We start from the raw sequence: 21,550 nt of genomic DNA, 5'->3' as shown, positions 1-21,550 counted from the left end.
TGTACATCTCTTAACAAAATAGATGTACAAATGTACACCTATAAACAAAAGATGAAAATAACACTTAAGGAAAAGAAACTAAAAAATGGTATGGCAAGCCTTTATATCGAGTGTTACAAGGGCTCTACCATAGATGAAAATGGTAAACGCATACATATTAGAGAATTCGAATATCTCAAACGTTACCAATATCTAGATCCTAAAACTGCTAGTGAAAAGAAAAACAACAAAGAAAACCTTGCTTTTGCTGAAGACGTTTTTGCAATTCGAAAAGCAAATTTTGCTCAAGGTAAATATGGGATTAAGAATAATATTAAAGCCAAGAGACCTTTTCTAGATTACTTTAAAGAGCAGACAGACGACAAAGTCAATTCAGTGAAGAACTATGGCACCTGGACTTCTGCCTACATCCACCTAAAGAATGTCATTAGTCCCAATCTTATATTCGATGAAATTAACGATGATTTTATTAAGAGGGTACGGTATTATTTTAATGTTGAAGCTCGAACTAAGAGCAAGCTCCTTTTGTCCGCAAATTCTAAATATACTTACTATAATAAGTTCAAAGCTTGTTTACGCAGTGCATTTGATGAAGGCTATCTAGCTGTAAATTATGCTAATAAAGTAAAGGGCTTTGAGCAAGCTGAAAGCCAAAGAGAATATTTGACATTCAATGAGCTTCAGAATCTGGTTAACACTCCATGTAAATATCCAATACTAAAAAGTGCCTTTATATTTTCATGCTTAACCGGATTGAGATGGTCTGATTGCAATACACTAATGTGGTCGGAGGTTCGTGATGAAGGACCAAATCTTTTTCGAGTTAATTTTAGGCAAGAAAAAACAGATGGTGTGGAGTACTTGTACATATCTAAGCAGGCTAGGGATTTACTAGGTGCCCGTCATGGAAATAGCGACCGTGTTTTTATTGGATTAAAATATAGTGCTGTTTATAATAATGAAATAGTGCGGTGGTGCAACAGGGCATCGGTTTTTAAGCACATCACATTTCATAGTGCTAGGCATACCAATGCGGTTCTTCTATTAGAAAACGGAGCAGACTTGTATACCGTGCAGAAGCGTCTCGGACATAAAGAAATAAAAACTACCGCAATTTATGCGAAGATTGTAGATGAAAAAATGAGAGAGTCTGCACACATCATCCCTGAACTAACCCAATTATCGATATGACATCAGAAGAACTAAGAGAAGAAATTCGTAAGATCATAAAAGAAGAAATATCTTCGATATCTTTTTTGAAAAAAGAATTAAACGGTCCATTAAGTCGTTACATACGAGGTCAGATATTTAGCGAAATTAAAAGCTATAAGATGTTCCAAGCAGGATTTCGTCCTGATGATGGTACCACATACATAATTAGTAATGAAAGGCCAGCATCGCTTTCATTTCAAGTAGGAATACATATTGATCTTTACATGGTTTACTGCGAACTTTTAGAAGAGAAAAAAATTGATTGTACATTCGATACGTTCAACTCTATTATAATATTTGAGCAAAAAGGTGACGAGAGAATAAACTGGGTCCACAAAATAGTAAGGACAAAAGGGATAAATCAACAATCCATATTTGACTTGCTTTATGATTAGGATAGCCGAATTATACATTATAGCACTTTCAGAAGAAAACGGTTTATAAAATTTGTCTGCCGATCCTTCACAAAAGATGGGAAAGTACTTTTGGAAGATAAAATGGATAATAGCTTTTCTAAATGGGTTAATTCAAAAATATAGAGCAGATTTAAGAGATAACGGTATCTGCTCTATTTCCCTATGGATAGGGAGTTTTCTATTGCTTTTCTTTGGTACTATAAGTCAAATTAAAGAAAGTAAAAATGGAAAATGAATTAATATTACATAAGCTAAACCGGATTGAAAAATTCATGTTTGGGTTAAAAGACATTCTAAATGTCGAAGAACTTGTTGAATACACGGGGTATTCAAAAAGTTATATTTATAAATTGGTCCACACGTCTCGCATTCCCTATGCTAAACCAGAGGGAGGTGGAAATAAACTATTTTTCGAAAGAAAGAAGATTGATAATTGGCTGCTGCATAATAGTCATAAATGTGAATCAGATTCCACAAAAGATGCGTTTAACTACTTGGCGGGAAAAAAATAAAGTGAATACGGTAATATTCACTTTATTTAATCAAGGAAAATCTATTTGACTGCTCAGTCCAAAGATAAGATTTTCAATTCTTTAATGCAATAATTTAAACTTCATGAATGAAAATTCCGACTTCCCTTTTATAAGGGTTAGGACCTCCTATTATAAAAAAATTCAAAAGCCCTTATTATCTGGAGACTTTGTTGAATGCTTATGTCCCTGGTCACTTGACGTCATAAAACAAGATTATGGAAGAAAGTGGATTCAGTTATTTGAAAAAATGCCAAAATATGATGGTTTCTGCAACATACCAGATCATTTAAAATATATGCGTTCGTTTAAGGGATTCTATAATCAATACGAACCACTAACCGTTGTACCTGATGAAGGTCGCTATGATGCTGTTGAAATGTTTTTAAAACACATATTTCAAGATCAATTGCAGATAGCAGTAGATTACTTGACAATACTGTTTCAGAAACCAACTGAACGGTTGCCAATTTTGTGTCTAGTAAGTAAGGAAAGAGGGACTGGAAAAACGACCTTCTTAAACTTGTTGAAAGAAATCTTTGGTGCAAATATGACCTATAATAACAATGAGGACTTCAGATCGAATTTTAATGATTCATGGGTAAACAAATTAATCATTGCGGTTGATGAAGTGCTACTTGACAGAAAGGAAGATTCTGAAAAAATTAAGAACCTTTCTACAGCTAAATCATATAAGGTTGAATCTAAGGGGATTGATCGAACTGAGGTTGAGTTTTTTGGCAAATTCATACTATGCTCAAACAACGAAGATGATTTCATTTTTATTGATCCCTTAGAAACACGCTATTGGATCAGAAAAGTGCATCCGTTAGAGCATGCTGATCCTCTAATGCTTGAAAGACTCAAAGCGCAAGTACCCGCCTTTGTTCATTTTTTAAAAACTCGGAAAATAGCCAGTGAAAGGAAAAGTAGAATGTGGTTTGCTCCTGAAGACTTGACTACGGAATCTTTAACCAGAATAAAAAGAAGATTTAGAAACAAGGTTGAATCGGAGCTATTGGAGATTATTACTGAAATATTGGATAATCATGATATTGAAGACTTTCACTTTACAAATAAGGATGCAATCGAATTACTCCGTAGTAATAATGTCCGGGTAAATCGAGGTGAAGTCAAACGGATTTTAGATAATTGGCACCTGAGAATACAAGATAATGCTTATAACTACATAGCATACAAATATGATACCTCAGGAATAGTTTATCAGGTGCCATTAAAGGGGCGCTATTATTCTATAAACAAGTCTGAGATTTCTACAATATTGATGATTTGTTGATGGGGATACTTAACATTCTAATTATTAAATAATTAATTGATCAACAAACTATCAACAATCCATCAACAATCAACAAAGGTCCCTGTCAATAAAATTATGTTATCAACTTGGATCATCAAAGTATGATCCTTTGTTGATAGATCGTTGATGGATTAAAAATCTAAGGATCAACGTTTTACTTTGTATTGTCAACAAAACAACAAAAAATAGTGTAATATGTCACCCAAAGAAATAAACAAAACCAGCATAGTGAACTATTTAGCTACCATTGGAATCCATCCAGCTAGAACATTCAATGGATATTACATGTATTATTCTCCACTGAGGCCACATGAAAAAAGTCCCAGTATGAAAGTTTCAAGTTCTAATCTTTGGATTGATTTTGGAAATAATAATGAGGGAGGAACACTGATTGACCTAATCTTAAAGCTTAACCCCGATTTCACCGTTAGCCAAATTGTGCGTAATTATAATAATGGTACTTTTTCTTTTCAACAGCCAATTTCCTCAATCGAACGAGAGATAAAAAAAGAAAATCATAGTAGCATCAAAATAATGCAGGAATTACAGAATCCCATATTGATCGATTATCTAATAGGGAGGAAACTAAATATAGACTATTGTAAAAAGTACTGTGCGGAAATATATTATGAAGTAAACAATAAAAAATACTTCGGAATCTCATTTAAAAATCTAAGCGATGGATATGAGGTTAGGAATAAATATGCTAAACTCTGCCTTGGAAAAAAGGACATAACAAGAATTGAGAATGGGTCTAGTTCCTGCGTGGTGTTCGAATCGTGGTCAGATTTCATAGCGTTTTTAACACTATACCCCAAAGTGGAACCTTCCAACGATTTTCTAATTTTAAATTCAACGATGATGTTGCCTCGGATAGACTCCCAAATTAACAATTATAAAACAATTTATACTGCGCTTGATAACGACGAATCAGGCAAGTGGGCAACTAAGGCATGTCTGACAAAATTCCCAGGAAAGGTCGTTTCATTAAACCACCTTTATTTGAATTTTAAAGATGTAAACGAATATCTTAAGCATAAATCACTCGTGTAAGGATCCTTTGTGATTTATATAAATATATAAAAACGGATGGTTTAGAAAATATATAAATATATAAAACCAAAGCCCATAAAAAATATACAAATGTATAAACATGACCAGTTTAGGATATATTCAAATATATAAACCAGAGAGACAGAAAATATATACAAATGTATAAAAATCAAAAATATACAAATGTATAAAATGAAGTGGTCATTAATCCGGCGATACGCCTGGGATTTGCTTTGTATTTTTTGCACTGCAAGATGTACTTTGTGACGTCCACTTTATAAATAAAGCGACGGCTCAAACTTTTGCCATTTCGGGAGAAATGGAACTTAAAAACTCGGAACTCATTTTAATAATTGAATATGAAAAAAACATTCCAAACAGGAAAAAGCCTGCAAGAATAACTCTTCGATTAGATCAAGGAATAAAGGATAAATGGGTTAACCTTTGCAAGGAGAAGAACAACCCTTTGAATAACTTCATCACTAACACTGTAGAAGGTAAACTCACCTACTGCGAACGCCGAGAAATCATGAAAGCAATTGAAGAAGGATCTGGTGATATATATAGAGTCGGTAACAATATTAATCAAATAGCTAAGTATTGCAACACTAAACATAATTTTCCTGAGGAACTTTTGATGGTGTATAATAAGCTATTGAGCGAATTCACTGGACTATTTATTCAACATAATGAGTGTCTTAGAAAAATTTATCGGGAATTAGCAAAATGACTAAATTGGCATTAAGTCCAATTTAACTTTGGTAAAATTCAACAAGTTCATCAAAATCTTCTCGTCTGATATAGGTCTTAATTAAGTACTCATCCGAGATTGCAATTAGGTCTTCTACCTTATTGCAGATACATTCGATCAAAATGCCTTCTACGATATCCTCATTGTAAAATATGTCTAGCAGAGTATCTAAATACTCTGCTATCTTTTCATCTGAGGGTTTTATACCATCATTTTGAAACACCATTAAATTCCTAAGAATAAATATGCTATCTAAATAAAAGGCTTTTAGTGAAGCACGTTTTTCGTCCCCAAGCTCAAATAGCGTCTGAACAATGTTAACTCTGAGCCATTGATTTTGAAAGCTATTGGAACGAAGGAAAGAGTTCTGTTCCTGAATAAAGTCGTTACTAAAATAAAGTTTATCCTCCTTAAGTTGGACATCTTCGAATAAAGTGCGGCATACAATTTTTAATATAAGCTGCCGAGTAAAGTCATTTTGCATTATATGAGTATGATCATTAGTGAACTGGTTCTAGTCTTATGCTAGGTTTTTTTTGATTTTCTATTGATTAAGAAATACAAACCCCATGTCAGCGCAACATATAGCAGACCTCGACCCGGATTTCCGGTCATATTTTCTGCCATTGTAACCCCTGTTGTAATAAATATTGCAAGGATAAATGTGATTAACTTCATAAGCGAAGATAATAAAATACTCGCATATATGTAGGTGTTTTCGACTGCGTACTTCCTCATACTTGCATATAGATATGCAGAGAGGGTCAGCGAATTCCGATATTGAGCAATATGTTATTGACAAAGTCAAAGAAATCCGTAATTCAAGAGGTATTTCTCAGGCCAAACTTGCCCATCTTATTGAGCTTTCCGTAGGTTTTATTGGAAATGTGGAAAATCCTAAACACATAGCCAAATATAACCTTAATCATCTTAATCGAATTTCTAAGGAGCTGGATGTGCCTTTTAAGGATTTCTTTCCTGAAGAGGCTATTTAGTGTTGAGATTTCTTGTAGATTATAAAAAATAAAGCCCGGGAATAGTTCTAATCCAGTTATGCATAACTAGGAAAGGTTTACGTGATATAAATAAGCCCCGATATTACGCAGGATTTCCGATATATTGTTTATTGAATCTTCGGAAGCGTCTATTAATTTGTTTTTTTGCGAATTTTTTTATTCCCGCAATGTTGCTCACATAAGCCAGAATCTTTCTGCTTTTTTTTGAAATACAATCTTGCTCAATGCCATTTATTGGGTATTCTTTTTTATCATTATTCATAATACAAAAAGTTATTAAATCCTGTAAAGATATCTAAATTATGCTTGATTTATGAATGAGGGAAGTCACATTGCATCTGTATCGGCTTGTTTGTTATAATGGTTTTCGAAAATCACCCCTAATTACTTTTAAATGTAATTTGTCGCTCGGTATACCATTAAGCTTATTGGAGTCCGCCCTTCATCTTTTATAGCGTTGATTTACATACTATAGATAAATAATCCTTTTTTTATTGAAAGCTAAAATGTAGATTTATCCACATATAATGCAGATTATCATGAAGAATAAGGCAATAAACCGTCTTAAAGCTGTTTTGGCTGAACAAGGCAAAACCAATAAATGGCTAGCAGTTGAATTGAACAAAAATGAGACTACTATTTCTCGCTGGTGTACTAATGAGGTTCAGCCATCAATGGATAATCTGGTCATTATTGCTGAACTTCTAAAAGTCGACGTAAGAGACTTAATCAATTCAACACAAATTAAACACACTTAATGTATTTTAACGAAGACTCTAGAGTAAAAATACCTGCGTTGTTACACTTAGTGCGCTTAGGTTATACCTATATAGTCAGAAGCAAACATGATAGGATTGAAGAAACGAATATTTTCCCGGATCTATTTATACTGAGCATCAGTAAAATTAATCCCGGTGTTGATGTGCATGAAATTGAGCGCTTATTGGCCGAGCTAACCCTAAAACTTGATTTTGATGATTTAGGTCGGGAGTTTTATAAAAGTTTAACCACAACCTCAGGCATTAAGCTAATCGACTTTGGAAATTTTAACAACAACAGTTTCCATGTTACCACAGAACTGACGTGTAGAAATGGAGAAGATGAATTTAGGCCAGATATAACAGTGTTTGTCAATGGAATGCCGTTGGTATTTATTGAAGTTAAAAAGCCAAATAATAAAGATGGGGTATTAGCAGAACGTAAGCGCATTAACGACCGGTACAAGAATAAGAAATTTAAGCGTTTTGCTAACATCACCCAAATGATGTTGTTCTCTAACAACATGCCTTATGAAGATGGGGTTATAGAACCTTTGCAGGGCGCATATTACGCAACATCGGCTAATGCGGATTTACAATTCAACTATTTTAGAGAGGAAGAAAATTTAAATCTGACCACACTACTGGCACCAGAAAATGATGAAGTTGAGAATCTTGTATTGAAAGATAACAATATTATCGCAATCAAACATTCGCCAGAGTTTATTATTAATAAGCACTACAATAGCCCTACAAATACATTATTGACTTCATTACTAAGTAAGGATCGGTTAGCATTTATTTTGAAATATGCTATTGCTTATGTTGATGAAGAGTTTAAAGGCAAACTAGTTACGCATAAACATATTATGCGTTATCCGCAAATGTTTGCTACGAAAGCAATAGAACAGAAGCTGAACGAAGGTATAAAAAAAGGCATTATCTGGCACACCCAAGGCAGTGGTAAAACGGCATTGGCATATTACAATGTTAAGTTTCTAACAGATTATTACCAAAAGAGAAACATTATCCCTAAATTCTATTTTATTGTAGATCGGATTGATCTGGCCAACCAAGCCCATACTGAGTTCGGCAACAGAGGTTTGGTTGTTAATCGTGTAAATTCCAGAACCGAGTTTTTAGAGGATATCAAAAAAGTAAGTGTTGTACATAACAGCTCTGGTGATAGGGAAATATCTGTTGTCAACATTCAAAAGTTTACCGAGGAAACCGTTGCCGTAAAAGATTTGGCTTACGATATAAATATTCAACGGATATACTTTATCGACGAAGCACACCGCGGTTATAATCCAAAAGGAACTGCGCTGGTAAACCTACTTCGTTCTGATGAAGACGCCATTAAAATTGCTTTAACAGGAACGCCTTTGTTGAGGGAAGTTGCTAAAGAATTTGATAGCAAAGCACTGTTTGGCGAATATATCCACAAGTATTATTACAATATGTCCATCGCTGATGGCTATACCTTGCGTTTAATTCGGGAAGGGATTGATACCACCTACAAAATGCAAATGAAGGAGGTGCTAGAACAGATTAAATTATTGCAGGGCGATATCGATAAGAGTGAAGTATTTGCGCATAAGAAATTTGTTCGGCCGATGTTGGATTATATCGTTAAAGATTTAATTCAATTTAGAAAAACCGAAGGCGACAATAGCTTGGGCGCAATGGTAGTTTGTGATACCAGTAAACAGGCTAAAGGTTTATTTGATTATTTCGAAGAATTGTACGGCTTACAAGAAGTGCAATCATTAGGGATGGTGGCTGAACCAATTGAAGGTTATGGTAAAAGCAAAAAAGATTTAAAAGGCGCTTTAATTCTGCATGATGTAAATTCTAAAGACGACCGAAAAGAACAGGTTATACAATTTAAGGCGGGTGAAATTGATATTTTGTTCGTTTTTAACATGTTGTTAACTGGTTTTGATGCCAAAAGGTTAAAGAAATTGTATTTAGCGAGGGTTGTTAAGGATCATAATTTGCTACAAACTTTAACCCGTGTGAACCGGCCTTATAAAAAATATAAATACGGTTATGTGGTTGATTTTGCGGACATCAGCTCGGCTTTTAGGGAAACAAACGATAATTACTTTAAGGAGCTTCAGTATGAGTTGGGTAATGAAATGACCAACTACAGCAATCTTTTTAAAACGCAAGAAGAGATTGATGCAGAAATTTTGGAAATAAAAGAAAAGCTTTTTCATTTTGATGCCTTAAATGCTGAAATATTTAGTCAGCAGGTAAGCGAAATTAAAGAGAAAAAGGATTTGCTGGAACTGGTTAAAGTGCTCAGCAACGCCAAGGAGCTTAAAAATATTATCCGTTTAAAAGGGTTGGATGAACAGCTGGATAAACTCAATTTCTTTAAACTGAACCAATTGCTAAGTGTGGCGAAGGCACAATTGGATAAACTCAATTTGATCGATAACATCAACAACGAAGCCGATACCACCAATTTGCTTAATTCCGCTTTAGAAGACGTGATCTTCTTGTTTACCAAAGTAAGCGAAGAAGAACTCATTCTGGCCGATCAACTGCGTGGACAATTGAAGCGTACCAGAGAGGCGTTGTTATTCAATTTTGATCAGAAAGACCCTTCGTTTATCTCACTACGCGAAGAATTGGAACGCATATTTAAGAAAAAGAATTTGGGTGAAGTAGACCAAGAAGATATGCGAGATAATATCCTGCTCTTGCAATCCATATATGATAGGGTAACAGAACTCAATCGTAAAAACAACCTGCTAAAAGCCAAGTACGAGCAAGATGAAAAATATGCCCGTTTACATAAACGTTTGGTAGAAAACAAAGGCATCTCTGCTAAAGAAATTCAGTTGCACCAAGCATTGATGAATGTAAAGCAACAAACCGACGACCAATTACTCAATAACCGTAACATTATGGATAACGAAGCTTTTTTCAACCGTTATCTACTCAACTTGGTAGCAACCGAGTTTGTAAAAAAACAAAACATCAAATTAGATTATAATACGACCAAAACAATTAACACAATGATTGCTGGCGAATACCTGCAACAATATAATAATTACATTTAATGACCGATTTAACATTTATCACTAAAACCAAACAGCTAATAGATAGCTTAAAGAGTGTTTGTGCCAATTATGGATTGGGCAACGATGGCAACGAGTTTAAAATTATTACGCAGGTTTTCTTGTATAAGTTCATGAACGATAAGTTTGCCTATGAAGCTAAAAAGCTGGAAGATTTTAAACTAGGCAATACATCGAACTTTCAGGAAGCATTAGAAGCATTGGATGAAGAGCAATATAATTTTCTTTTGGCTTTTATTGATGCCAATACACCACAGTTATATCCGCACCAGACCATTACTTATTTACATAATAAACAAAATGGTAACGATTTTGCCAAACTATTCGATGATACATTGAGAGAAATCAGTTTTAACAATGCTGATGTATACTCAGTGAAAGAAGCTGATGGCTCAAAATTAAAATTGTTTGATGAGCTAAGCCAGTTTGTTAGCTCTGCTTCGCAGCGTGATGCTTTTTGTAAAGCTTTAATCAGCAAGTTGTTTGAATTTAGCTTTGAAGGAATGTTTAATGAGAAATATGATTTCTTTGCGACCATTTTCGAATATCTCATTAAAGATTACAACACTGATAGTGGTGGTAAATATGCGGAATATTATACTCCACATGCAGTAGCTAGGATTATGGCAAGCATAATGGTTAATGATAAACCAAAGGGTGTTAAGGTATACGACCCAAGTGCAGGTTCTGGCACTTTATTGATGAACATTGCCCATGCCATTGGTGAGGATAATTGCAGTATTTATAGCGAAGACATTTCGCAAAAATCCAGCAATATGTTGCGTTTAAATTTGGTGCTAAACAATTTGAGCCATAGCATACCGCACATTATTAAAGGCAATACCATCTTAGAACCTTACTATCGAGAAGAGAAATTCGATTATATTGTTTCTAATCCGCCTTTTAAATTAGATTTCTCTGATTTTAGCGTAGCCTTAGATAAAGACATCAACAAAACCCGCTTCTTTGCCGGCATTCCCAATATCCCGAAAGCCAAAAAAGAAAGCATGGCCATTTACCTATTATTTATTCAGCACATTATGTACAGCTTAAGTACAAGTGGGAAGGGTGCTATCGTTGTGCCGACAGGTTTTATTACTGCACAAAGTGGCATAGAACGTAAAATTCGAGAAGCGATGATTGAGCGTAAACTGTTACGTGGTGTAGTAAGTATGCCGAGTAATATCTTCGCCAGTACAGGAACAAACGTAAGTGTTTTGTTTTTAGACAACCGAGCCGATGACGAACATATTGTATTTGTAGATGCCAGTAAATTGGGCGATACCATTAAGGAAGGTAAAAACCAACGTACTGTTTTAACACCAACAGAAGAACAACGCATTATTGATGCGATGAATGAAAAAGTGGCGGAGGATGATTTCAGCGTGGTAGTATCTGCCGAGGAGATTAAAGCGAAAAACTATTCTTTTTCTGCGGGTCAGTATTTTGAAGTGAAGATTGATTATGTAGATATTACGGCTGAGGAGTTCAAAGAAAAGATGACGGGTTTTGAGAATACACTGAGTAGTCTCTTTGCTGAGGGAAATGTTTTGGATGTTGAAATTCAGAAGCAATTGAAGGGATTGAGGTATGAAAGAGGTTAGTTTGAAAGAGCATATCCTTGAGATATCAATGGGGCCATTTGGTTCTAATATTAAAATAGACAATTTTATTTCATTTGGTGTTCCTGTTTTAAATGGCTCAAACCTGACAAGTCATAAATTGGTTGAGGACGGTTTCAAATATATAACAGAGGCGAAGGCAAATTCGTTGGGAAAAGCTAATGCAAAACGAGGTGATATTGTAATTACACATCGAGGAACCTTAGGCCAAGTTGCATATATTCCATTTGACTCTAAGTTTGAAAGATATGTGATTTCTCAAAGTCAATTTAGGGTTAGATTTAAAGATTCTGTTAACCCAATTTATTTTGCCTATTTAATGATTAGTAAATATGGTCAAAAGAAGCTTCTGTCTTTTAAAAATCATGTTGGAGTACCTGCATTAGCTCAAGCAACAACTAACTTTAAATTACTTGAGCTTTTTATACCTGACATTATAAGTCAGAATAAAATCGCTTCTGTTCTTTCCGCTTTAGATGATAAAATAGAGCTGAATAATAAACTAAATGCCGAGTTAGAGGCGATGGCCAAAACGCTTTACGATTATTGGTTTGTGCAGTTTGATTTCCCAAATGTAGGTGGCAAACCTTATAAATCATCTGGTGGAGAAATGGTTTATAATAAGGTTTTGAAAAGAGACATACCGAAGGGATGGGAGGTTTCTGTATTTAATGATTGGGTAGCAAAAACAAAAACTGGAGATTGGGGAAAAGAAGAAATTGAAGGAAATTATACAGAACATGTTTACTGTGTTCGCGGTGCTGATATTAATGGCTTAAATGGTAAAGGAGAAGTTAAAGCACCTGAAAGGTATATTCTGAAAAATAATCTGTCTAAAGCTTTACAACCAAACGATTTTATTATTGAAATTTCTGGCGGTAGTCCAGTACAATCTACCGGCAGAATTGCCTTGTTGACAGATGCTACATTTGAAAGATTTGGATCGAAAGTAATTTGCTCAAATTTCTGCAAAGCTATTTCTTTAAAAGATGAAAAATATGTTTTCAATTTTCTACAAGAATGGCAAAGGCTTTATAATGCTAATGTCTTCTTTGGTTTTGAAGGTAAAACAAGTGGTATCAAAAATTTCTTATACGATACATTTATGGATACCTATCATATTGTAAAACCATCAAAATATGTTACTGAAAAATATCATGGTTATGTCCAATCCTTAGAAAATAAAAAGCAATCAAATCTAAAACAAAACCAAGAATTAGCTTCCTTAAGAGATTGGATATTGCCTATGTTAATGAATGGGCAGGTAACGGTTAGAGATGCTTATGAAATGGTGGAAGAAGAATTGAGAATGGTGGCGGAGGCAGAAGGGGTTTATAAAAGGATGATTAATTTAAGACATGTTTAAGATTGGAAATTTCTATTACCCTGATAGTGGTGGTTCTTTTTGGACAGATTTATTGATTTCTCTGTTTTCTACCGCTATTGGCGTGTTGTTCGCTTGGTTTATTTTTAGAAGAACAATAAAGCACGAAAAGCAAACTGATGATTTGAGAAAAGAAGAATATCTAATTGGTAGGATGAGATATCTTTTAATTTTGCTAAAAGAAGTAATATCCACTACTGAAAAACAAGCTGAAAACTTTGTCTTGCAGGCCGAAAATATTTTAGCGAATCCTTATGAATATCACTTGGTCAAAATACTTGCTTCCAATCAACTTGAGCGTTTAACTAAAATTGATAACCAAGATGTTTTTGAGGCTTATACATTTTTGTTTGACAATAATCAAACTACAGTTAAAGAGTATGTTAAACTTCTTAACTATTTTGATTTCTTGGAGAAAAGATTATCTCAAGCCCATTCTTCCAACGAAAGTAATACCAAAACTGTCGGAAATAGGCAAGACCAAATGAAAATATATGTAGATCAATTGTATTCGGATTTTCCAAAGTTTTGTAATGCAGATGCTGCAATGAAAATTATTTGGGAGAAACATTTCCCAATTTTTGACTCCCATATTGGAAGTGGGAGAGTTAACGTTGAAAAACTCCATACTCAATTCCTTATTCCCCTGTTTGAAAACGTAAAATCGCTAAATGCTGAGGATAAAGAAAATCAAAGGTTGTTTATTGCGAGTATTAGGAGTGCTACTACAACTGTCGAGCACTACAGAAATAATAATTTCAATTATGGAGTAGATGAAGCTTTAAATGTAAAGAGAGATTTGCAGGATGTTCTAACTTCTTTAAAAGTTTACAGTAAGAATATAAAAGAAAAATTAATTGCTATTAAGTAGATATTTCAAGATTCTAAATTGTAGGTTCAAAATGATTTATACAAAAACAACTCCAAATATTAGTTACGATGAGTTTTTCAAATTAATTGTACCTGTTAAGTCTTTCAGCAGTTTAACCGGAAAGCCATATCAGGTTCTAAAAATCGAAGGCTCAGAAATGAGCTTTGTCCGTAAGACAAGTGGAGTGCAATGGAAGATGGACTTAAAGGAAGTTCATCAAGCTTATTTGCTGTTAACAGACTTTAAAACAATCAATTTTAAAACATTTGTGAAAAGAACACATTCGCCAGCGTTGGGGTTGTTGTTGCATTTGGGGTTGTTGGTAAAATAAAATAAAAAATAATGCAGTTATGGAAGTTAGGTTGTAGATGGGGCGGTGGTACTCCGCTTTTCTATGATTATCTATTGAATAAACAATTTGTTATTGGTTGGATTGATAAAAATTACCAACCAGGAGATTGGTTATTGCTAACTGATGGCTTTAAGGTGTTAGCATTTGCTAATGTTTTAGAAGAAAGGATTTCTGTTCTCGAACATCCAGAACTCGAAGCTGAATTTAAGGATCTGGAAATTCCTTTTTTTGATAAGATTTTTATTTCAAAAGCATCTTTTAAAATTCTCGGTGAGGAGGATCGATTTAGTTACCCATTACAACAAGGTATAATAAAAGTAAAAGGGGCTGAGTATATTAATAAATTTAATGAATTGTTGATTAAATATTCTATGGATGAATTAAGCAAAATTAATGAACTTTTGAAGTACAAAAAGCAAATTATTTTACAAGGCCCTCCAGGTACGGGTAAAACAAGGTTAGCAAAAGCAATCGCTCAAGACATTATATCAAGTGAAATACCTCAATTTGCTATATCAAAAGAAATAATTGTGAAATATATGGTACCTGGTCTTAAATTTCCAAGTGCCAAAGATCGTATAGAATATGAAGTTGAAAAGGTTGAAAGTTCCGGAATTAGCATTATAGCTTCATCTAAAAAAAGTTACGTTCCATTATTTGGCGAAATAATTACGGCTTATAACAACAAAGTTTGGGAAAAAGAAGGGGCAATTACTAAGGGAAATGATTCTTACAGCGCTGCGATTGCAAAATACATTGCAAATGAACAATTAATTGCGAGCAAAAGTATAGAGAATTCTGATCAATTTAAATTGATTCAATTTCATCCATCATATACTTACGAAGACTTTGTAAGGGGTATTATGGTTAAACCAAATCCAGATGGAGATGGTGTACTTTACGAAGCTGAAAATAAAGTATTGGGTGCATTTGCAAATGAGGCCTTACAGAATTATAAATTAAGTAGAGAGCAGGTTTCTATATCGGTTTCTGATGTTGAATTATTCGATTTATTCATCAATGATATTAAAGAAAAAATAGCAGATAGCGATGAGCAAAGATTCTCATTAACAGATGCAGTGTATCTTTTTGAACCTGACGAAAAGCGTTTCAAATACAAGGGCGATAATTGGATTGCTCATAGCAAGGGCTTGAATATGAAATTTTCTGAATTACAGAAGATTATTGCTACAAACATTACCGAAAGAGCTCAAGTTAAGCAACTTGACGGAGTGGAAGAGTTAACCAAGCAACACGCCACTTATTTTATTAAAGTAGTTGAAATGTTTTATGAGTTTAAAAGGAGACATCCTTCAAACCAAACCAACAAAGAAATAAAAACAGCGCTTAAAAACTATGTTTTAATTATAGATGAAATCAATAGAGCTAATCTTTCTTCGGTTTTGGGAGAGTTGATATATGCGCTAGAGTACCGTGGCGAAAGCGTTGACAGTATGTACGCTGTAGATGGCGATAATAAACTGATATTACCACCAAATTTATTCATTATTGGAACTATGAATACAGCGGATAGAAGTGTTGGTCATATAGATTATGCAATTAGAAGACGTTTTGCTTTTGTTGATGTGTTGCCAAAGCAATTGAACGATGCTGAAATTGTTTTTCATACTGAATTGTTTAAACAAGTTGCCAGTTTGTTTATCAAGAATTATGATACTTATGTTTTAAATAATTCAATTCCATTGGAAAATCAAAGAGATTATTTATCAGCAGAATTCGAAGCAAAGGATGTTTGGTTAGGTCAGTCTTACTTTATTCAAAAGAAGATAAAAGACACCGCAACCCTTGAACCTGATAATTTCAATATTAGAATTAAATATGAGATTATTCCAATCCTAAGAGAATACGTTAAAGATGGGATTCTAAACGAAAAGGCTATTGATGAAATTGATAAAATAGAAAACGCACATCTTATTTTATAGCATTAAGATGGGAATTGTTTTATCAGAACATTGTGAGTGTAGTGTTGTATTCGACGTCTCTAAAAATGAAGGTTACTCACTAATACAACCTCGTAAGTTTCCCTCAAAGAAAAAGCGAAATGACTGCTTTATAGCAAGAGTTGAAGCTAATAATCTTTATTTAAAGGCTGATTATTATATTGGTGTAGATTGGTTGATAAGAGGAAAACGATATATTCAAGTAAAACCTAAGGTAAATGTTAAACTGGTTAAAGAGTTTGAAAAAGAAACCGATACAGAAGAGTTTCACGAACATGATTTGACCAGTACTCCAATTTATGATGATGAGAAGGATTATAAACAATTAAATTATCTTAAACTCTTGATGGATGCTGGCCAACATCCGGAAATCTCAAGATACACCGATAATTTAGCGTTAATTGATTGGCAGTCTGAACAAATACCTATAGACCAGGAGGATGATGCTTTAACGCCTTTTCTAGTTGTTCAGTTTTTGAACTTACTGAAACAGATCGTTAGAAAAGGTTTAAAGAAATCCTATTACAAAGTCCAAGAAAACTTAAATAATCGGATAAAAGGAAAAATATTAGTTGGCGCAAATATTAAACAAAATGTCTTAAAAAACAGGTTAACCAAAACCTATTGTGAATATCAGCAATTTGGAATAGACCATCAAGAAAATCGATTTCTTAAAAAAGTACTTTACTATTGTAGCAATTATGTCCATCAAAATGCTAGTTTTTTTGCTAGCAATGAAAACAGTTTAGAACAGCTAATCAATTATTGCAAACCTGCTTTTGAATTGGTGAGTGATGAAACAGAAATTGCAGCTTTAAAAAACATCAGACACAATCCCTTTTTTAAGGAATATAAAGAAGCAATTAAAATAGGACAATACATTTTGAAACGTTTTGCTTATAATATCAGCAATACTGCAAAAAGCAAAAAAATTAAAACCCCACCTTTTTGGATAGATATGCCCAAATTATTTGAGTTATATGTTTATCATCATCTTTTAAGTGCATTTAACGAAAGTGAGATCAAATTCCAGTTTTCTACTTACGGTAATGCATTAGATTTTTTAATCACTAAGGAAGGAAGCGAGATGGTGGTGGATGCTAAATATAAGATGCATTACCGCTCAAGTCATATTCATGAAGATATTAGGCAGGTTGCTGGTTATGCTCGGTTAAATAAGGTTTATGAAGTTTTAAGAAAAACTAAAACCCCAGAAGACATCATAGCTTGTTTAATCATTTATCCAACTGATACGAGATTGACCGATGATTATAAGTTCGAATGTATTTTAAATGAATCATCTGAAATCAAAGCTTACAATAAAGTTTATAAATTGGGTATACCTATGCCTTATATAAAATAGATGTCTAGGATCATAGCGTTATAAGTACATCTTCTGTACGGATTGCTGTTGGTAATGTTCTGGTATTCAGTTATATGTTAGATATTGTATCGGAAAATAACATGTTTTTTTAATTTTATAAAAAGCTATCCGGTGTTTATCAACGAGCTATACTAAATAATTGACAGGCTTTGCTTGCTTACACCAGTTTTTTTAGCGTGTAAATTGGATTAACGAATACAGTTTATTCCATCAATTTTTTATGATCAATTATGATGTATGCCTTAAGATGCCTTTATCCTGCCTTCATCATGCCTTAGGGATGCAATGGGCCTGCAGTAAGAAGCCTAGCCTTGATGGATAGCCTATTGGTTAAATTGTAATTTTAGAATTAATGCATTGCTGTTTTTGGGATTGGTTAAAAATCCTAAATATCCTCATTAGTGTTTAGCGGCTAAGTATAAAACGGTGTATTGCATGTTTTTAATGCAGACTTATTTCAGTGTTACATCTAAATAAACGGAATGGCGGCCATAGGTATTGTAAAATGGTTTGAATACAGCATCACCAATTGTAAACTGTAATTCTTCAGCATTTCCTGTAATACTTTTACTAATATCGTTTGCATCAAGCGTTATTTTTCGCCAATCTTTTCTGGCTTCAGGTTCTTGGGCAGCTAATAAAATGGGCCCGTAAAATAAACTGGCCACGTTTTGCTGATCCATAACCGGATCGAGATAGAAGGTAAAAGGCATTTTCAATTCAATGGTATCGTTGTTTTTCCAGTTTCGATTTAATTTGATATAGCTGCCGGGCTTAGCATCGAATTTTTGTGTTACTCCGTTTATTTTTACAAAGAAACCTTTGCTTGCCCAACCTGGTACACGCAAATTAACATCAAACTTTCCATTGCCCTTTATGATTAATTTGGTTTCATCTTTTTTTGGAAAATCCGTGATCTGTTCAATCTTTATCTTTTTTTCCGTCCAATCTAATACCGATGGAATATATAGATTTACAAATAGCGCCTGGTTATCTTTACTTTTAAAATAGATCGAATTCTGCAGTTTGGTACTACTTTCTATCGCTGTACCATTGCAACAGGTAAAACCGGTCATGTCGGCGTTACCAAATTGCTTTATTGATCCGGGCCGGAGTGGAACGTGGTAAGTATTTGCCGGACTGTTTTCGGCCACTGAGGCTAAAATGTGATTGTATAAACCACGTTCATAATAATCCATTAATTCTCCCCTTTGATCATAAAGAAAAAGATCTCCGGTTAATTTTAACATGTTGTAAGTTGCGCAGGTTTCGTTTTGTCCACCTTCAGAGAAACCATTTTCGTAAAGCGATGCCGGCTGCGCAATAAAACATTCGGCATTTGCAGGGTTTCGTGCACCCGCTACTCCTCCAATGCTATACATGTAATCATCAATCATTTTATGCCAAAAGTTATCGGCAATTCTATAATATTCAGGGTTGTTGGAGGCACGATACATTTCTATACTGCCCACAATTTGCGGGATGTGCTGGTTGGCATGTAAGCCTCTGAAAATATCAACATTTTTAGCCAAGCCATGCGAGTGGGCTGTATCGCCGTAAAACACTTTAATGTTATCAAACAACTGTGCCGTTTTAAGATGCTCTGGTTTTTTTGTTATTCGATACAAATGCGCCATAGACTCATTCATGCCACCAAATTCACCTGCGATGTAGGTGTTCCACATTTTTATAAGTGTTTCCTGCGGTACACGACTTAAGCGGGCGTAAACCCAATCGCCCATATTTGAAGCTATTTCAAGTGCTTTTTTATTTCCGGTTACTTCATAAACATCAATTAAACCTGCTAAAATTTTGTGTAGTGTGTAATATGGTGCCCAAACCTGATTTTTTTGACCCCCATATTTTGCGCCTCGCTCCAACATAATAAACTGATCAGGCGGATAGGCACTGATAAAGCCCTTGCCCCAATTCCAGTAATCCGTTCTGATCCCGGCGCCGCTTAAATCAGAGTCATAATCTGTTTTACCCGGTCCTGGAGGAATTGCAGTAGGATCGGCGATATAAGTACCACCTTTTTTTTGTGGTTTACCAGATAATTGTGATAATTCATAAAGCGTATTGACCATATAATCCATTTTTTTGGCGAAGACCGCTTGTAATGCTGGATCATAGGTTGTGCCTGCATAGGCCTGCGCAATTGCTGAAAGGTAATGTCCGGTTGCATGGCCGCGTAACTTGGTATCTTCCGTATCCCAAACACCTAAAGGTTTAGCCTCATCAGGTTGCTTTTGCCCGAATGCATGGCGAAACATATATAGAAATGAATTCGGATCGGTTTTAGCTAATGTAGTTAGAAATTTGTTCCGATTTTCGAGAAACTTTGTCTCATGCCCATCTGCATCTGTTTTGAGCGACACCTGATTTAGCTGAAAAGGTTCTAATTTTAATGATGGTGAAATGGACGGATTTGCATCTTTTACGGTAACAGCTGCGGTTGGTTTGAAGTTTGTACCAGGAACACTTCCTATGATGTTGTAAGTACCCGGTTTTAAAACCGATGCGTTATCTGTTGGTGAAGGCCAGATGACACGGACTTTTGGGCCAGCACTTGTATTCTTATAAGTTCCGGTAACATAAGCAGGTAATCTTGGTAAGTTTCCTGTTGACGTTGTCACCTTAACATTCGCTACACTGGTTAAATTAGCATTGTAAAGTTGCGCCGTATTCGTTGCGAAAACAGGAAGATTATCTTCAGGTTTACTGTTCGTATTCACCTGACTATCATTATCGCCTTTATTCGCATTTCGATAAATGCCTGCAATCTGCCTGCCATTTAGCGGAACACGGTAAATTCGAAAGTCGTGTAACAAGGCATTAAGATTTGGATTACCATCTATAAGTGATTTCCCAATGTATAGAACGTTTTTGTTTTTACCTGATTGGCCAAATACAGCAGCGAGATCTAATTTTATATTTTGAGTATTGCCTACCGGTTTTCCATCTAAATAAGTCATGATTAATTTTGAAGGGATATCAATCACTATGGCAAAATTTACCCATTTGTTAACTGGCAATGATGGTGAAACCACACTGTTTTTAGTTTTATCTGTTGCAAGGTATGCTTGAAAACCCTCTTCACTTTGGATCCCAAAAGGGGCAGCAAAAAAATGTTGAGTGCTGTTTTTTCCAAAATCCAGAAGAAACTGGCCGGATTGTTTTGAACGGAGATATACCCAGCCTGTAATACTTAAAGATTCTAAATCATTTAAGGCTTCTGATGGCAGGTTGAGGAAGGAATTGTTTTCGCCAGATAATGAAAGCACCACTCCAAAACGTGTATCATTTATAAATTTAATGCCATTGCTGGCAGATTTCGCGTGTAAATTATTTCGTGACCAATCCTTTAAATCTCCATTGAAAATATATCGGGCGCTCATGCCGGTCTCGCCAATGCCATCTAGTATCTGATCGCCACTTTGTGCCCAAATTTTATTGATATTGCACATCGACAGGAATAAGATTAAAGCATAGACTACCAGGTAAGTTTTATTTCTATGGGTAAACGAAATTGATTTGCTCATGTGTTTTTAGTTATTGTATGAGTTACTATATCCTGATCATAAATCCCTGATAATGGCGTTACAAATTATCGTTACTTTCAATGGATACTGAATCATTTTAAATCAGGATAAAATTATAAATAACATTGGCGCTTTTATGATTATTTTTTATCAGATAGCTACATGATTTTAACAAACTGTAAATGGCTTAACGGTAAACGGGTGAGCCTGTAGGGATCTGCAAATCTGCAAAGTTTCCATTCTTTCATTTTCTAATATTTTTCGCTACCTTGGGATAAGCAATTCATT

General features: G+C 34.6%; 18 protein-coding genes. 15 read left to right on the top strand and 3 right to left on the bottom strand.

What is annotated here, in order from left to right; translation table 11 throughout:
• Positions 1–30: 30 nt before the first annotated feature.
• The 6 genes from AC3ITD_RS10235 to mobC all read left to right on the top strand — a co-directional run bounded on the left by AC3ITD_RS10235 (position 31) and on the right by mobC (position 5,259).
• Positions 31–1,191: a tyrosine-type recombinase/integrase gene (locus tag AC3ITD_RS10235; RefSeq protein WP_489366222.1), complete on the top strand. Its 1,161-nt coding sequence runs from the start codon at positions 31–33 to the stop codon at positions 1,189–1,191.
• Positions 1,188–1,607 (top strand): hypothetical protein, encoded by a 420-nt coding sequence (locus AC3ITD_RS10230; protein WP_489366220.1) that lies wholly within the window; start codon positions 1,188–1,190, stop codon positions 1,605–1,607. Before AC3ITD_RS10235 ends, AC3ITD_RS10230 begins: the two co-directional genes overlap by 4 nt.
• A gap of 245 nt (positions 1,608–1,852) precedes the next feature.
• Positions 1,853–2,140: a helix-turn-helix transcriptional regulator gene (locus AC3ITD_RS10225; protein ID WP_489366218.1), complete on the top strand. Its 288-nt coding sequence runs from the start codon at positions 1,853–1,855 to the stop codon at positions 2,138–2,140.
• Positions 2,141–2,243: 103 nt separating this feature from the next.
• Positions 2,244–3,455 carry a primase-helicase family protein gene (locus AC3ITD_RS10220; RefSeq protein WP_489366216.1) on the top strand — a complete coding sequence of 404 codons (1,212 nt, stop codon included), beginning with the start codon at positions 2,244–2,246 and terminating at the stop codon, positions 3,453–3,455.
• A 216-nt stretch (positions 3,456–3,671) separates the two neighbouring features.
• Positions 3,672–4,529 (top strand): DUF8464 domain-containing protein, encoded by an 858-nt coding sequence (locus tag AC3ITD_RS10215; protein ID WP_489366214.1) that lies wholly within the window; start codon positions 3,672–3,674, stop codon positions 4,527–4,529.
• A 319-nt stretch (positions 4,530–4,848) separates the two neighbouring features.
• Positions 4,849–5,259 carry a plasmid mobilization relaxosome protein MobC gene (mobC, locus tag AC3ITD_RS10210; protein WP_489366212.1) on the top strand — a complete coding sequence of 137 codons (411 nt, stop codon included), beginning with the start codon at positions 4,849–4,851 and terminating at the stop codon, positions 5,257–5,259.
• Positions 5,260–5,281: 22 nt separating this feature from the next.
• Here the strand turns inward: mobC and AC3ITD_RS10205 are convergent, their stop codons facing one another.
• Positions 5,282–5,764 (bottom strand): hypothetical protein, encoded by a 483-nt coding sequence (locus AC3ITD_RS10205; RefSeq protein ID WP_489366210.1) that lies wholly within the window; start codon positions 5,762–5,764, stop codon positions 5,282–5,284.
• A 268-nt stretch (positions 5,765–6,032) separates the two neighbouring features.
• Between AC3ITD_RS10205 and AC3ITD_RS10200 the strand changes: the two genes are divergently transcribed.
• Positions 6,033–6,275, top strand: a complete 243-nt coding sequence (locus tag AC3ITD_RS10200; protein ID WP_489366208.1) for a helix-turn-helix domain-containing protein — start codon at positions 6,033–6,035, stop codon at positions 6,273–6,275.
• A 103-nt stretch (positions 6,276–6,378) separates the two neighbouring features.
• Here the strand turns inward: AC3ITD_RS10200 and AC3ITD_RS10195 are convergent, their stop codons facing one another.
• Positions 6,379–6,558 carry a hypothetical protein gene (locus AC3ITD_RS10195; RefSeq protein WP_489366206.1) on the bottom strand — a complete coding sequence of 60 codons (180 nt, stop codon included), beginning with the start codon at positions 6,556–6,558 and terminating at the stop codon, positions 6,379–6,381.
• A 277-nt stretch (positions 6,559–6,835) separates the two neighbouring features.
• Here AC3ITD_RS10195 and AC3ITD_RS10190 point away from each other — a divergent pair, with 277 nt between their 5' ends.
• From AC3ITD_RS10190 to AC3ITD_RS10155, 8 genes are read left to right on the top strand one after another with little or no spacing between them, the layout of a single operon-like run.
• A complete protein-coding gene (locus tag AC3ITD_RS10190; RefSeq protein ID WP_489366204.1) occupies positions 6,836–7,054 on the top strand; it encodes a helix-turn-helix transcriptional regulator in 219 nt (72 codons plus the stop codon).
• On the top strand, positions 7,054–10,128 hold the full coding sequence (locus AC3ITD_RS10185; RefSeq protein WP_489366202.1) for a type I restriction endonuclease: 3,075 nt from the start codon (positions 7,054–7,056) through the stop codon (positions 10,126–10,128). The genes AC3ITD_RS10190 and AC3ITD_RS10185 overlap by 1 nt, the downstream gene beginning before the upstream one ends.
• Positions 10,128–11,750 (top strand): HsdM family class I SAM-dependent methyltransferase, encoded by a 1,623-nt coding sequence (locus AC3ITD_RS10180; protein ID WP_489366201.1) that lies wholly within the window; start codon positions 10,128–10,130, stop codon positions 11,748–11,750. Before AC3ITD_RS10185 ends, AC3ITD_RS10180 begins: the two co-directional genes overlap by 1 nt.
• Positions 11,737–13,134, top strand: coding sequence for a restriction endonuclease subunit S (locus AC3ITD_RS10175; RefSeq protein ID WP_489366199.1), 1,398 nt, complete (start codon positions 11,737–11,739; stop codon positions 13,132–13,134). Before AC3ITD_RS10180 ends, AC3ITD_RS10175 begins: the two co-directional genes overlap by 14 nt.
• The gene (locus AC3ITD_RS10170; RefSeq protein WP_489366197.1) at positions 13,127–14,023 is read left to right on the top strand and encodes a hypothetical protein; all 897 of its coding nucleotides are present in this window, start codon (positions 13,127–13,129) and stop codon (positions 14,021–14,023) included. The genes AC3ITD_RS10175 and AC3ITD_RS10170 overlap by 8 nt, the downstream gene beginning before the upstream one ends.
• A gap of 31 nt (positions 14,024–14,054) precedes the next feature.
• Positions 14,055–14,354: a hypothetical protein gene (locus AC3ITD_RS10165; RefSeq protein ID WP_489366195.1), complete on the top strand. Its 300-nt coding sequence runs from the start codon at positions 14,055–14,057 to the stop codon at positions 14,352–14,354.
• Between the two features lie 11 nt (positions 14,355–14,365).
• Entirely contained in the window at positions 14,366–16,318 is a 1,953-nt protein-coding gene (locus AC3ITD_RS10160) for an AAA family ATPase (RefSeq protein ID WP_489366193.1), read from the top strand.
• 7 nt (positions 16,319–16,325) lie between these two features.
• A complete protein-coding gene (locus AC3ITD_RS10155) occupies positions 16,326–17,699 on the top strand; it encodes a 5-methylcytosine restriction system specificity protein McrC (protein ID WP_489366191.1) in 1,374 nt (457 codons plus the stop codon).
• A 473-nt stretch (positions 17,700–18,172) separates the two neighbouring features.
• Here AC3ITD_RS10155 and AC3ITD_RS10150 read toward each other — a convergent pair whose 3' ends face one another.
• On the bottom strand, positions 18,173–21,262 hold the full coding sequence (locus AC3ITD_RS10150; protein WP_265802033.1) for a beta-L-arabinofuranosidase domain-containing protein: 3,090 nt from the start codon (positions 21,260–21,262) through the stop codon (positions 18,173–18,175).
• Positions 21,263–21,550: the final 288 nt, after the last annotated feature.

The sequence above is a fragment of the Pedobacter sp. KH_004 genome, assembly GCF_057840755.1.
This window is presented reverse-complemented; position numbering and strand designations above follow the sequence as displayed.

Bases quoted from the DNA above. Each gene is read 5' to 3' on its own strand.
- AC3ITD_RS10235 (WP_489366222.1), top strand. From the start codon at position 31: ATGTACACCTATAAACAAAAGATGAAAATAACACTTAAGGAAAAGAAA.
- AC3ITD_RS10230 (WP_489366220.1), top strand. From the start codon at position 1,188: ATGACATCAGAAGAACTAAGAGAAGAAATTCGTAAGATCATAAAAGAA.
- AC3ITD_RS10225 (WP_489366218.1), top strand. From the start codon at position 1,853: ATGGAAAATGAATTAATATTACATAAGCTAAACCGGATTGAAAAATTC.
- AC3ITD_RS10220 (WP_489366216.1), top strand. From the start codon at position 2,244: ATGAATGAAAATTCCGACTTCCCTTTTATAAGGGTTAGGACCTCCTAT.
- AC3ITD_RS10215 (WP_489366214.1), top strand. From the start codon at position 3,672: ATGTCACCCAAAGAAATAAACAAAACCAGCATAGTGAACTATTTAGCT.
- mobC (WP_489366212.1), top strand. From the start codon at position 4,849: ATGGAACTTAAAAACTCGGAACTCATTTTAATAATTGAATATGAAAAA.
- AC3ITD_RS10205 (WP_489366210.1), bottom strand. From the start codon at position 5,764: ATGCAAAATGACTTTACTCGGCAGCTTATATTAAAAATTGTATGCCGC.
- AC3ITD_RS10200 (WP_489366208.1), top strand. From the start codon at position 6,033: ATGCAGAGAGGGTCAGCGAATTCCGATATTGAGCAATATGTTATTGAC.
- AC3ITD_RS10195 (WP_489366206.1), bottom strand. From the start codon at position 6,558: ATGAATAATGATAAAAAAGAATACCCAATAAATGGCATTGAGCAAGAT.
- AC3ITD_RS10190 (WP_489366204.1), top strand. From the start codon at position 6,836: ATGAAGAATAAGGCAATAAACCGTCTTAAAGCTGTTTTGGCTGAACAA.
- AC3ITD_RS10185 (WP_489366202.1), top strand. From the start codon at position 7,054: ATGTATTTTAACGAAGACTCTAGAGTAAAAATACCTGCGTTGTTACAC.
- AC3ITD_RS10180 (WP_489366201.1), top strand. From the start codon at position 10,128: ATGACCGATTTAACATTTATCACTAAAACCAAACAGCTAATAGATAGC.
- AC3ITD_RS10175 (WP_489366199.1), top strand. From the start codon at position 11,737: ATGAAAGAGGTTAGTTTGAAAGAGCATATCCTTGAGATATCAATGGGG.
- AC3ITD_RS10170 (WP_489366197.1), top strand. From the start codon at position 13,127: ATGTTTAAGATTGGAAATTTCTATTACCCTGATAGTGGTGGTTCTTTT.
- AC3ITD_RS10165 (WP_489366195.1), top strand. From the start codon at position 14,055: ATGATTTATACAAAAACAACTCCAAATATTAGTTACGATGAGTTTTTC.
- AC3ITD_RS10160 (WP_489366193.1), top strand. From the start codon at position 14,366: ATGCAGTTATGGAAGTTAGGTTGTAGATGGGGCGGTGGTACTCCGCTT.
- AC3ITD_RS10155 (WP_489366191.1), top strand. From the start codon at position 16,326: ATGGGAATTGTTTTATCAGAACATTGTGAGTGTAGTGTTGTATTCGAC.
- AC3ITD_RS10150 (WP_265802033.1), bottom strand. From the start codon at position 21,262: ATGAGCAAATCAATTTCGTTTACCCATAGAAATAAAACTTACCTGGTA.